Genomic DNA, 12,183 nt, shown 5'->3' with positions numbered 1-12,183 from the left:
TGGTGCTTCTATGATCTAAGCCAGCCCGTTGTCCCTCATCGCGTGGGCGATGAGGGGGGCGAGCGCGGCCTTGCTTGTTGGTCCGTCGATGCTGTCGCTGCTGGCGATGCGCGCGATCCCGTGGGCAGCCATGAAGGCGAGGTCGTCAGGGTGAGCGAGGCAGTGAGTGGCGATGGCTTCGATGGAGGTTGCGCCTGCCTGACGCAGCAATTTCGCCGCTTCCACCAGCGTGCGGCCGCTGGAGATCATGTCGTCCACGATGATGGCGCGGCGGCCCCTTGCGTGCTCCACGTCCGGGATGGTCAGGCTCACCTGGCGGTCGCTGAGGCGCTGTTTCGTGGCGACCAGGGTTTCGAGGCCGAGCGGTCTGGCGATCGCTTCGGTCCATTGGCGGGATTCACTGTCCGGGCCGATGATGATCGGATTATCCCCGGCGTCGATCAGCGCCGTGAGCAGGGGGGCTGCGGACGGGCTGATGGCGGAGATGCCGGGGATGGCTTCGGATAGCGTGGCGACGCGGTGGAGGTGGGGATCGACCGTCAGGAGCGCATCGAAATGGCTGGCGAGCAGGCCGCCAATGACCTTCTGGCTGACCGCTTCGCCGGGGTGAAAGGCTTTGTCCTGCCGCATATAGGCAAGATAGGGCGCGACGAGGATGACGCGCTCCGCCCCGCTGTCCCGCGCGGCGGAAGCGGCGAGCAGGAGTTCGATGAGCTTGCGGTCGGGATCGTCGAGCGAACGATACAGGATGACGCTCCGCGCTGATGCTGGAATGCGGACGAGCGCTTCCTTGTCAGGGAAGCGGTGAACGGCGACGTCACGAACCGGCAGGTCGAGCGATGCGCCCAGCCTATCCGCCGCCGCCATGCTGTCCGCGAAGGCGAGGATCACCGCGCTCACCGTGCCACCATATAGCCCGAATCTTCCGCCGCGAGGTCGCGCGCGAAGCCAAGGCCAGTGGGCGACTGGGCGTGGATGCGATAGAGCGCCTGCCCCTTTCGCACCTGCGCGCCGACCTTGTGCAGTAAGTCGATGCCCGCGCCCTTGTCCATCGGCGCACCGGCGAGGCGGGCGATGCGCGCGATGCGATGGCAATCAATCGCGCTCACCCGCCCTTCATGCGGCGCGACCACTTCATGGACATGGTCGCCGAGGGCGAACTTCACCGGCTGCCGTCCCTGCGCGTCGATCAGCCTTTCCATGGCGGCGAGCGCCTTGCCAGAGGCGAGCAGGTCCATCGCCCGCGCATAGCCCCGGCCGCCGCGCAGGGCGGGATCGAAGTCGAGGACGCGGCCCGCGAGGAACAGTGCATGCTCGCGCAAGTCCTGCGGCGCGTCGGCATCGTTGCGCAGCACCGCCATGACATCGCGCGCCTCCAGCACCGGGCCGACGCCCCGGCCAACGGGCTGCGAACCGTCCGTGATCACGATGTCGATGACGAGGCCGATCTCGTCTGCGATATGTTCGAACAGCTTGCGCAGGCGAACGGCGTCATCCTGCGTGCGGACCTTTGCGGTGGGTCCGAACGGTATGTCGAGCACCAGATGGGTGGACCCGGCGGCGAGCTTTTTCGACAGGATGGAAGCCACCATCTGCTCGAACGTGTCGATGCGCAGCGGGCGTTCGACGGAGATCAGCACATCGTCGGCGGGCGACAGGTTCACCTTGCCGCCCCAGGCGAGCACGGCCTTTTCCCTGGCGACGATGGCGCGCATCGCGTCTTCGCTGAGGTCGACGCTCGCCAGCACTTCCATCGTGTCGGCGGTGCCGGACGGGGAGGTGATCGCGCGCGACGATGTCTTGGGCATGATGAGGCCGTGCGCCGCCACGATCGGCACTACGATCATCGACGTGCGGTTGCCGGGGATGCCGCCGATGCAATGTTTGTCGACGACCAGCGGGGCCTTCCAGTCGAAGCGGTTGCCGACATCGGCCATGGCGCGGGTGACGGCAAGGGTTTCCTGCGTGCTCATGAACCCGGCGCAGGCGACCAGGAATGCGCCGATTTCCATCGGTGAATAGCGGTGGGCGGCGATGTCGCGGATGATCGCGGATATCTCGTCATCCTGAAGCGTATCGCCGTCGATCTTGCGCCCGACAAATTCCAGGCTGCGGGGCGGCATCGCCTGTTCGATTGCAACGGCCGCGCCTTCGGGCAGGGCGAGGCGCCGGAATGCCTGCTCGCCAAGGCCGATTTCGCCCGGCTTCAGCATCGCGGGTTCATCGACCAGCGCGAGGGTGGCGAGGATTTCGGCGCTTCCGTCACTGATGCGGATCTTGCGCAGCGCCTGGAATTGCTCGGCGGAATAGCCATTGCTTTCACGCAACAGAAAGGCGGTGTTTTCAGGGTAGGTGTCGATGGCGAGGCGCTTGATCGTCAGCATGAGGATCAGCTGCCGTCGCCAAGTTGCGGCGGGACGGGTGTGCCATGCAGTTCCTGCGCGACACGGGCGCAGATACTGGCCGCCCGCTGGCGCACGCGGGCAAGATTGTCCTTGAAGAAGTCGGCGGGTGCGCTGTCCACGACATTGCCGATATACAGCGCCTCGCTCGATTGCATGGCGAAGGCGCGGAACAGATAGGTGCCGGCGAGATTGCGGAGCGCTTGGGCCTGGCCTTGCGATTGCAGCCAGTCCTCCGGCGCGCCGGAGGTGGTGATGGCGCACAGATGGCCGTTGCCGAGCAGGCCAGTGCCCGCGCCATGCTGGACCTGGCCTATGGTTGTTCCCGCACCCAGCACCCGGTCGATATAGCCGACGAGGATGGCAGGCGGCATGCCGAACCAGACGGGAAAGATGAAGGTGATGACATTGGCGCCGCATAGCAGGGCGAGTTCGGCCTGCACGTCCGGGGAGAGGCGGAAGTCGCTGCGGCCCGGGCGTTCATGTGCCTTCAGCACCGGATCGAAGTTCATGGCGTAGAGGTCGCGCAGGATCGCCTGCTGACCCGCCGCCTCCACCGCCTCGCAATAGGTTTGCGCGATGGCGGCGTTGAAGCTGCGGGGATCGGGGTGGGCGAGCACCACCGCGTGGCGGATGGGAGATGGGGACGCGCTGGGCATGGCCGAGTTCCTCATTTGGCGTGCTGGCGCTGCTTCGCCTCTTGATAGGCGTCGAGCACGCGCCGCATCCGCGCCAGCGCATCGCGGCGGGCGCGTTCGCTGCGGATGCGGCCGAGATGCTGTTTCAGGTGGGTGATGAAGTCGGCATAATCATTCTGCCAGTCGGGGCCGCTCAGCTCCTCCATGTCGACCCGGCCGGTCTGGATGCGGTGGGCCGGCTTGCCGGGTTCCAGCGCATAGACTTCGCCGATCTGCGGGGCAATGATGCTGGCTGCGGGATTGTCCGCCTGCGTCAGGATGCGCAGGGCGGCGACGGCTTCGGGTTCGCCATGGTCGAGGAACAGGCTGCCGCTGATCGGCCTGCGCGCGCCGATCCAGCCATGCAGTTCATCGCGGTCGGCATGGGCAGAATAGCTGTCGATGCGGCGGATGCGGGCGCGGACATTGATGTCCTCGCCAGAAATGCGGACGCGCTGGGCTCCGTCAAGGATGACGCGGCCGAGCGATCCCTTCGCCTGAAAGCCGACGAACAGGACGGTGGAGTCCCGCCGGAACAGATTATGCTTCAGGTGATGGCGGATGCGGCCCGCTTCGCACATGCCCGATGCGGCCATGATGATAGCGCCGGTCATGGTGTTGAGGCGGATCGATTCCGCGACATCCTCGACATAATGAATGGACGGGTGACGAAAGACGTCTTCCCCGCCGGTGTCCTCCAGTTCCGACGCATGGGCGGCGAACACCTTGGTGGCGCGGCTGGCGAGGGGGGAGTCGACGAAGATCGGGACGTTGGGGATGCGGTTGGCGTCGGCCAGCTTGGCGAGGTCGAGCAGCAGTTCCTGCGTGCGTTCGAGCGCGAAGCTGGGAATGATGAGGTTGCCGCCGCGCGACAGGGCGTCCTTGATCTCTGTCTCCAATTGGGTGCGGCGTTGTTCGATGGTGAACTTTTCCCGCGCGCGGTCGCCATAGGTGGCTTCGCAGACCACATGGTCGAGACCGGCGGGGGCCTGTGGGTCGGGGTGAAAGGCCTTGTTGATGGGGCCAAGGTCGCCCGAAAAGAGGAGGTGCATGCCTGCGGTTTCTATCTCGACCGAGGCTGCGCCCAATATATGGCCCGCGTTCCAGAAGCGCGCGCGGAAGCCGGGGGCTGGGTCGAACCAGTCGCACAGCGGCGTCGGGCGGGTGAGGCGCCAGGCATTGAGCGCATCCTGCTCGGTGTAGAGCGGCTCGAACAGGCTTTCGCCCGCGCGGTCGCGGCGGCGGTTGCGGCGATCCGCTTCGCTTTCCTGAATGCGCCCCGCGTCGGCGAGCATATATTCGAGCAGGTCTGACGTGGCGGGCGTGCACCAGATGGGCTTGTCGAAACCCTGCGCCGCGAGCTTGGGGAGCAGGCCGCAATGGTCGATATGGGCGTGGGTGAGGACGACCGCGTCGATCTTGCCTGGCTCGAAGCTGAATGCGCCATGGTTCAGCGTTTCGAGCGTGCGCGATCCCTGGAAGAGGCCGCAGTCCACGAGGATGGCCCGATCGCCCAGCCGCAATTCCATGCAGGAGCCGGTGACGGTGCCTGCCGCGCCATGGAATGTGAGGGTTAAGGCAGGGCTCAAGCCGTTTCTCCCGATCCTTGTTTTCCGGCCATCATCATGGGGCCAACGGGCGGGGGAGGCAGTCCGTAGTTATACTGATGGGCAGGGGCGCATCCGTATCTTTCCTAATGTCGCGAGACGGGGCGCGTCCGCACAGTGAAGCGATGAGCAGCCAAGTGCCAACGAAGCCGCCATTGCCCGTCAAGGACGAGGTGATCCTCTGGTTCGATGCGATCGGGCGCGGCGATGTCGGCCGGGTAGGCGGCAAGAATGCCTCCCTTGGCGAGATGGTCTCCATGCTGGGCGGGGCGGGCATCGCGGTGCCGCCGGGCTTTGCGACCACGGCGGCGGCCTATCGCGCGCTGGTGGAGCATAACCGGATTGGGGATCGGCTGGCGGGCATCGTGGCGCAGTATCGCAGCGGTGCGATGCCGCTGCATGAGGCAGGCGAGGGCGCGCGGCGGCTGTTTCTGGACGCGGAATTGCCGCCGTCGGTCGCTGATCCGATAGTGTCGGCTTATCGGGATCTGTCGCGGAAGGCTGGCAAGCGCGAGGTCGCGGTCGCGGTGCGGTCGAGCGCTACGGCGGAAGATTTGCCGGACGCGAGTTTCGCGGGGCAGCAGGAAAGCTTCCTGAATGTCGTGGGCGAGCGGGCGCTGCTGGACGCGTGCCGCCGCTGCTTCGCCTCGCTGTTTACCGATCGGGCGATTTCCTATCGCGAGGCGAAGGGTTTCGACCATTTGCAGATCGCGCTGTCGATCGGGATACAAGTCATGGTGCGGTCGGACCTTGCGGGATCTGGGGTCATATTCTCGATCGACACGGAGACGGGCTTCCCGCGCGTCGCCGTCATCAGCGCGGCCTGGGGGCTGGGCGAGACGGTGGTGCAGGGGCGGGTCGATCCGGACAGCTATATGGTGTTCAAGCCCTTCCTGTCGGACGGACGGCTCAAGCCGATCGTCGAGAAGCGGGTCGGCGCGAAGGCGCAGAAGCTGATCTATGCCACCGGCGGCAGCGCGCGGACGGTACTGGTCGAATGCAGCCGCCATGAGCGCGACCATCCTGTGCTGGAGGACGAGGAGATATTGGAGCTGGCCCGCTGGGCCGTGTTGATCGAGCGGCATTATGGCTGCGCGATGGACCTGGAATGGGCCAAGGATGGCGAGAGCGACAAGCTGTTCCTCGTGCAGGCGCGGCCCGAAACGGTGCATGGAACGCGATCTGCGACGGCGCTCAAGACCTGGCGGCTGACGGGCAAGGCGCCTGCGCCGGTCGTCACGGGCGCGGCGGTGGGCGATGCCATCGCGTCCGGCGCGGCCTGCATCATCCGCAGCACCGATGACATTGCGCAATTCGTCGATGGCGCGATCCTGGTGACCGACAATACCGATCCCGACTGGGTGCCGGTGATGCGGCGCGCGGCGGGGATCGTCACCGATCATGGCGGGCCGACCAGTCATGCGGCGATCGTCAGTCGGGAGCTTGGCGTACCCGCCATCGTGGGGGCGGGAGACGCGACCAGTCGCTTGACCGCAGGGCAGGACCTTACCTTGTCCTGCGCGGAAGGGGACCGGGGACATGTCTATCCTGGCCGCCTGCCCTTTGTTTCGGAAGAGGTCGATACGGCCAGCCTGCCGCTCACGCGCACGGACTTGATGCTGAACGTCGCGAGCCCGGCGAGCGCCTTCCGCTGGTGGCGGCTGCCCTCGCGCGGCGTGGGTCTGGCGCGAATGGAGTTCATCATCAGCAACCTCGTCCGGGTCCATCCGATGGCACTCGCCCATCCCGATCAGGTGAGCGATGCGGCTGAGCGGCGGGAAATCGAGCTGCTGACGCGTGGCTATGATCATCCGCGCGACTATTTCATCGAGACGCTGGGCCGGGGCATCGCGAAGATCGCCGCCGCGCACCATCCTCATCCGGTGATCATGCGCTTGTCCGACTTCAAGACCAATGAATATGCGCACTTGCTGGGCGGCGCGGCGTTCGAGCCGCATGAGGAAAATCCGATGCTCGGCTTCCGGGGGGCATCGCGCTATTATCATGAGCGCTATCGCGACGGCTTCGCGCTGGAGTGCCGGGCGATCCGGTTTGTGCGGGAGGCGATTGGCTTTGAAAATGTGATCGTGATGGTCCCCTTCTGCCGGACGCTTGGCGAAGCGGACAGGGTGATCACCGAAATGTCGCGCCATGGGCTGATGCGGGGAGAGCGAGGGTTGCAACTCTACATGATGGCGGAGATTCCCGCGAATGTGGTGCTGGCGGAGCAGTTCGCGGCGCGGTTCGATGGTTTTTCGATTGGCTCCAATGATCTGACGCAACTGGTGCTTGGCGTAGATCGCGATTCAGACTTGCTCGCACCGCTGTTCGATGAGCGCGATCCTGCGGTGATGAAGATGATCGCGGACCTGATCGCCCGTGCGCGCAAGGCGGGGGTGAAGGTCGGGATATGCGGGCAGGCGCCGAGCAATTATCCGGAGTTCGCCGAATTCCTGGTGCGCGAAGGGATCGACAGCATATCCCTGAACCCCGACAGCTTCGTCGCGACCCTGAAATGCGTGGCCGCGGCGGAAGCCGGGCGAGTTGTTCCTGCGGCTTGAGATGGCCGGTGCTGGCGCTGAACTGACGGGCCTTTCCGCTTCGCAAGCGCGGGAGAGGCTGGCGGCGGAAGGGCCGAACGAACTGCCACGGCCAGCGCGGCGCACGCCGTTCAGGATCGCGATGGAGGTGCTGCGCGAACCCATGTTCGCTATGCTGTTGGCAGCGGGTGGCCTCTATCTGCTGCTGGGCGACAAGGCCGATGCGTTGATCCTGCTGGGTTTTGCGGGCCTCTCCATCCTCATCACCATCGTTCAGGAGGCGCGCACGGAACGCACGCTGGAAGCGCTGCGCGACCTGTCCGCGCCGCGCGCACTGGTGATACGTGATGGGGAAGCGCTGCGCATAGCGGGGCGCGAGGTAGTGACCGGCGATATATTGGTGTTGGATGCCGGGGACCGGATTGCGGCCGACGCTCTGCTGCTGGAGACGCAGGCACTGGAGGCGGACGAATCGCTGCTGACCGGCGAAGCGGTACCTGTCCGGAAACGGGCGGCGGGGCCAAGCGATCAGGAACAGGCCGAGCCGGGCGGGGATGATACGCCCCATCTTTTTTCAGGCGCCATCGTGACGCGCGGCAGCGGCGTTGCGCGCGTGACGGCGACAGGCCTTCGCAGCCGCGTCGGTCAGATCGGGCGGTTCCTGGAGACTTTGGAGACGCAGGTTCCGCACCTTCAGAAGGAAACGGCGCGGACGGTGAGCCTGTGCGCCGTCGGCGGTGTCAGCGTAGCGCTCCTGGTCGTGCTGCTTTATGGCGCTTTGCGTGGCGACTGGATGGCGGCGCTGCTGGCAGGGATCGCCACCGCCATGTCGTTGTTGCCGGAAGAATTTCCGGTGGTGCTGACCATCTTTCTGGCGATGGGCGCTTGGCGCATCGCGCAGGTGGGGGTACTGACCCGGCGCGCGTCGGCTATAGAGGCTTTGGGCGCTGCGACGGTCCTCTGCACTGACAAGACCGGCACCCTGACACAGAACCGGATGACCGTGACCGAACTTTGGTTGCCGTCCGGCGCTGCGACGGGTCTCGGCGAAGGTTTGCCGCATCCCGACTTCCACAACTTGATCGGGGCGGCAGCGCTGGCCAGCGCGCCGGTGCCGGTCGATCCCATGGAGGTCGCGTTTCATGGCATTGCCAGGGATGCCCGGCTTCCTGCCCGCGGCGATTGGGAGTTAGTACATACTTATGGCCTGCGACCGGACCTGCTGGCGATGTCCAATGTCTGGCGGCCGGCGGGCGAAGGCGAGCCGCTGACCGTGGCGGCCAAGGGCGCGCCGGAAGCGATTGCGCGCTTGTGCCGTCTGGATGGGGACGCGCGCCGGGCGCTGGAACAGGCGGCGCAGGCGATGGCGGCGCGGGGGATACGCGTTCTTGGCGTCGCATCGGCGCAGGCGTCGGGCGATGATCTGTCGAAGGGGCATGAAGTGCACGACTTCACGCTGCTGGGGTTGATTGGCTTGTCCGATCCGCTGCGGGCTGGCGTGACCGAGGCCGTCGCGCAATGCCTGGCGGCGGGTATCCGGGTCGTGATGATAACCGGCGATTTTCCAATAACCGCGCAGGCGATCGCCGCGCAGGCGGGGATCGGGGCGGGCGTGGTGATGACGGGCGACGAGGTGAGGGCGCTTTCCGACGCTGACCTTTGCGTGCGGGTGAAGGATGTCACGATATTCGCCCGCACCATGCCGGAACAGAAGCTGCGGATCGTGTCGGCGCTGAAGGCCGCAGGCGAAGTGGTGGCGATGACGGGCGATGGGGTCAATGATGCGCCGGCGCTGAAGGCCGCCGATATCGGCATCGCGATGGGCAAGCGCGGCACAGATGTTGCGCGGGAGGCGTCGGCCATCGTGCTGGTGGAGGATGATTTCGGCGCGATCGTCATCGCCATTCGCCTTGGCCGCCGCATCTACGACAATATCCGCAAGGCCATCGGCTTCATCTTCGCGGTGCATGTGCCGATTGCGGGGCTTGCCGTTTCTCCGCTGTTGCTGGGCCTGCCATTGGTGTTGGGGCCGATTCAGATCGCGCTCCTGGAAATGATCATCGATCCCGTCTGCGCTCTCGTTTTTGAGGCGGAGCGGGACGAAAGCCGCATCATGCAGCGGCCGCCTCGCGACCCGGCCGAGCGTCTTTTTTCGAAGGGCTTGATCCTGCGCAGCATCGTATATGGCGGGATTGCTTTCGCGCTGCTGCTCGGGCTTCAGCTGGGAGTGACGTATTGGGGATTTGCTCCGGATCGCGTTAGGACGATCCTTTTCTTCGCGCTGGTCGGATCCATCATGGCGCTCATACTGGTGAGCCGATCCTTCAGCACCTCGCTCATCCGCGCCCTATGGCGAAACAATGCGTCATTGCGGTACACCGCGGCTGCTGTGCTGCTAGCATCCGCGTCGATCGTCCTGCTGGCGCCGTTACGACGGATTCTCGATTTCTCCCCCCTCAGGCCAGCGGATTTCCCTTTTTTGATCACACCGCCCACGATCGTTCTGTTTCTGTGCGAGATCGTCAAGGAACGGCGTGGCAGGCGCGCTTGACCGCCCTTCAAGTGCAGTTGCTTCGATAAAAGCGAATTGCGGCGTGCTGCTCCTTTGGAAGTCGTGATGACGCCATATGTGAACACCGGTATGGCCCGGATCCGCCACAGTTGCGTCGTCTGTGCGCGCTGAGGCGGATCAGGTTGTGCAGGGTTGAGTGATTGCTGTAAGCGACGTCGCCGCGACCGATCCGATCACCTGGATTTTGCATTTCGTTCTACCTGTGCTATCGACGCTTCGCTGAACGTCGCGTTTTGACGGATATCGGGCCGCTTCGGTTCACCTTTGTCCCCACATTGCCTCTTTTAAGCCGGAATGCGCGAATGGTCGCGCGTTCGCAGGACATGCAACAAGGAGACCGAGCATGATCACCGGAACAGTCAAATTCTTCAACGCCGACAAGGGCTATGGCTTCATCGCTCCCGAAGGCGGAGGCGATGACGCGTTCGTGCATATTTCCACCGTGGAACGCGCAGGTATGCACACCCTCGAAAAGGAGCAGCGCGTGACATATGAACTGGAGAAGGACAAGCGCGGCAAGATGTCCGCGGTCAATCTCCAATCAGCGTAAACGGTGCGGGGGCAGGCCAGGAGGCCGCTCCCGGCACATGCCTGTGGACATTGGTTCGCATTGCGAGGCCTCACGGGGGACGAAACCGCCCGTGAACAGGTCAGGCGTCCGGAACATACGGATTTCCACCGAAGCCAAACCGCGAAGCATCCCCTGGTCAAACGGATAGCGGGCATCAATCCGCCGGAAGACGGACGCAGGGACAACCCACCAATGAATTTGAAAATGGAATGCGGCAAGAGCCGCAAGGACTTACGATGAATATTGTTACACAGATCAGAAAACGTGCGATTATCCACCTGCCTTTTGGCAAGCAGGGCAAAAGACCCTTTTCTCCCACTCGATCGACGACGCTCTCTACCAATGAATTGAAGCGGATCGTTGCAGCGATGATTGGTTGAACATCATGCGCCGGCAGTATCCCACGCTGTCGGCCTTTCTCCAGAATTAGGAACAGTAATGAGCCGAGAAGCAATCCGCCCCTTTTTGATTACAAAGGATGAGGATGGTCATTTCCGGCTCACTGTGCGTGAAACACGCTATAATTCGCAGGGTTATCCGCTTGTGACCTCCCAGATGCAGGAGGAGACGTTCAAGACGGCAACTGCTGTGCGGAACTTTGCGCGAGATATGTTCAAGGCCGGACCCGGACAGTTTGCAACCAAGTAAATTGTTGCCGGCTCACACGATTGGTTGAGCCTGGCCTCGGAAAATTCTCATCTCGGTATCGTGGCTACAAGTGGCGCTTCATGGCGTCCATGCGAGCGACATCAGCAAAGGGAAAATAGCTCAATGTTATCCATGCCCGATGATGCCGTCGAACTGATCGGCAAGGCAGAGCTTCCTGATGGAGGACGGCTGCACTTATGGCGGCGCGGCGATGATTATTCCATCAGGTTCGGGGACAATGAACTGATGGGTAATCAGGTCCGTCATTCCGAAGAAGCTCTTGCCACCCTGGCCTGTAGCCGCCTGCAGCATCGGGACAGCCGCATCCTTATCGGCGGTTTGGGCATGGGCTTCACCCTCGGCGCTGCCCTGCAATCCTTGCCATCCACAGCCATCATAAGCGTAGCAGAACTCGTTCCGGAGATTGTGACGTGGGCAAATGGGCCTTTGTCACACCTCTTCCATGATTATCTCTCAGATCCCCGCGTCAAGGTTGAGATAGCCGACGTGCATGACGTGATCGACCGAGAGAAGTCGGCGTTCGATGCCATCCTGCTGGATGTCGACAACGGACCCGATGGGCTGATCCACCTGGCAAATGAACGCCTATACTGCAATTGGGGACTGCGCGCTGCTCACGCGGCCTTAAGGCCCAATGGAATATTGGCTGTCTGGTCAGCCTATGGGGATGAAGGCTTCGTTGCACGCCTTGAAAACGCGCATTTCGATGTAGAAGAGGTCAGTGTGGCAGCCCTCGTTGATGGTGAGGACGTGATTCATACAATCTGGCTGGCTTCGAAGCAGGATGACTGCCGGTAGTTCGTCGTGATTTGACCCTCAGTGCGAGGGGCTTTCAGAAAACGGCCCCCTCCGCGGCGGGAGACTGGAACTGAACGCCTGAACGGCCGGGAAGGTCGACCTTGGCGAACTATGCTTTGGCGAGCGCGTCCATTACTGCCTCAAGGTCGCGCTTAACGACGACGTAGTGGCCCTTTTCAAAATTAACGGCGCTCGAGCATTTTCAAGTTGACCGTTTACGGTCAACGGCTCGGAAAATGCGGCATCAAAAGACCAGAGCGTTTTCGTTCATAGTGAAAACGGCGCCAGCTTGATCAGTTCCTCTGTAACGCCGAACAAAGCTGACACTGTCTGCATTGATTGCCAGG

At 63.5% G+C, this 12,183-nt stretch carries 10 protein-coding genes; 6 read left to right on the top strand and 4 right to left on the bottom strand.

Annotation, left to right across the window (positions count from 1 at the left end; genetic code table 11):
• Window positions 1-15: 15 nt before the first annotated feature.
• From MRBLMA1_RS10900 to MRBLMA1_RS10885, 4 genes are read right to left on the bottom strand one after another with little or no spacing between them, the layout of a single operon-like run.
• Complete coding sequence (locus MRBLMA1_RS10900) at window positions 16-900, bottom strand: ribose-phosphate diphosphokinase (protein ID WP_363736759.1); 885 nt, start codon at window positions 898-900, stop codon at window positions 16-18.
• The gene (locus tag MRBLMA1_RS10895) at window positions 897-2,384 is read right to left on the bottom strand and encodes a thymidine phosphorylase family protein (protein ID WP_363736758.1); all 1,488 of its coding nucleotides are present in this window, start codon (window positions 2,382-2,384) and stop codon (window positions 897-899) included. Before MRBLMA1_RS10895 ends, MRBLMA1_RS10900 begins: the two co-directional genes overlap by 4 nt.
• A gap of 5 nt (window positions 2,385-2,389) precedes the next feature.
• Window positions 2,390-3,061, bottom strand: a complete 672-nt coding sequence (locus MRBLMA1_RS10890) for an NAD(P)H-dependent oxidoreductase (protein ID WP_363736756.1) — start codon at window positions 3,059-3,061, stop codon at window positions 2,390-2,392.
• Between the two features lie 11 nt (window positions 3,062-3,072).
• On the bottom strand, window positions 3,073-4,668 hold the full coding sequence (locus MRBLMA1_RS10885) for an MBL fold metallo-hydrolase (RefSeq protein WP_363736754.1): 1,596 nt from the start codon (window positions 4,666-4,668) through the stop codon (window positions 3,073-3,075).
• Between the two features lie 155 nt (window positions 4,669-4,823).
• On the opposite strand from MRBLMA1_RS10885, the gene ppsA reads away from it, so the two are divergent.
• The 6 genes from ppsA to MRBLMA1_RS10855 all read left to right on the top strand — a co-directional run bounded on the left by ppsA (window position 4,824) and on the right by MRBLMA1_RS10855 (window position 11,836).
• Window positions 4,824-7,247, top strand: a complete 2,424-nt coding sequence (gene ppsA / locus MRBLMA1_RS10880) for a phosphoenolpyruvate synthase (protein ID WP_363736752.1) — start codon at window positions 4,824-4,826, stop codon at window positions 7,245-7,247.
• 1 nt (window position 7,248) lies between these two features.
• Window positions 7,249-9,777 carry a cation-translocating P-type ATPase gene (locus MRBLMA1_RS10875; RefSeq protein ID WP_414714765.1) on the top strand — a complete coding sequence of 843 codons (2,529 nt, stop codon included), beginning with the start codon at window positions 7,249-7,251 and terminating at the stop codon, window positions 9,775-9,777.
• A gap of 364 nt (window positions 9,778-10,141) precedes the next feature.
• Window positions 10,142-10,348: a cold-shock protein gene (locus MRBLMA1_RS10870; RefSeq protein ID WP_363736748.1), complete on the top strand. Its 207-nt coding sequence runs from the start codon at window positions 10,142-10,144 to the stop codon at window positions 10,346-10,348.
• Between the two features lie 257 nt (window positions 10,349-10,605).
• On the top strand, window positions 10,606-10,749 hold the full coding sequence (locus MRBLMA1_RS10865) for a hypothetical protein (protein ID WP_363736746.1): 144 nt from the start codon (window positions 10,606-10,608) through the stop codon (window positions 10,747-10,749).
• Between the two features lie 58 nt (window positions 10,750-10,807).
• Complete coding sequence (locus MRBLMA1_RS10860) at window positions 10,808-11,017, top strand: hypothetical protein (RefSeq protein WP_133654887.1); 210 nt, start codon at window positions 10,808-10,810, stop codon at window positions 11,015-11,017.
• 123 nt (window positions 11,018-11,140) lie between these two features.
• The gene (locus tag MRBLMA1_RS10855; protein WP_363736743.1) at window positions 11,141-11,836 is read left to right on the top strand and encodes a spermidine synthase; all 696 of its coding nucleotides are present in this window, start codon (window positions 11,141-11,143) and stop codon (window positions 11,834-11,836) included.
• Window positions 11,837-12,183 lie beyond the last annotated feature (347 nt).

It is taken from the genome of Sphingobium sp. LMA1-1-1.1, assembly GCF_040676365.1.
In the GTDB taxonomy this organism is placed as follows: Bacteria; Pseudomonadota; Alphaproteobacteria; order Sphingomonadales; family Sphingomonadaceae; genus Sphingobium.
Note: the sequence above shows the minus strand (reverse complement) of the source record. Positions and strands in the feature narration are given on the sequence as shown.

Bases quoted from the DNA above. Each gene is read 5' to 3' on its own strand.
- MRBLMA1_RS10895 (WP_363736758.1), bottom strand. From the start codon at position 2,384: ATGCTGACGATCAAGCGCCTCGCCATCGACACCTACCCTGAAAACACC.
- MRBLMA1_RS10890 (WP_363736756.1), bottom strand. From the start codon at position 3,061: ATGCCCAGCGCGTCCCCATCTCCCATCCGCCACGCGGTGGTGCTCGCC.
- MRBLMA1_RS10875 (WP_414714765.1), top strand. From the start codon at position 7,249: ATGGCCGGTGCTGGCGCTGAACTGACGGGCCTTTCCGCTTCGCAAGCG.
- MRBLMA1_RS10870 (WP_363736748.1), top strand. From the start codon at position 10,142: ATGATCACCGGAACAGTCAAATTCTTCAACGCCGACAAGGGCTATGGC.
- MRBLMA1_RS10865 (WP_363736746.1), top strand. From the start codon at position 10,606: ATGAATATTGTTACACAGATCAGAAAACGTGCGATTATCCACCTGCCT.
- MRBLMA1_RS10860 (WP_133654887.1), top strand. From the start codon at position 10,808: ATGAGCCGAGAAGCAATCCGCCCCTTTTTGATTACAAAGGATGAGGAT.
- MRBLMA1_RS10855 (WP_363736743.1), top strand. From the start codon at position 11,141: ATGTTATCCATGCCCGATGATGCCGTCGAACTGATCGGCAAGGCAGAG.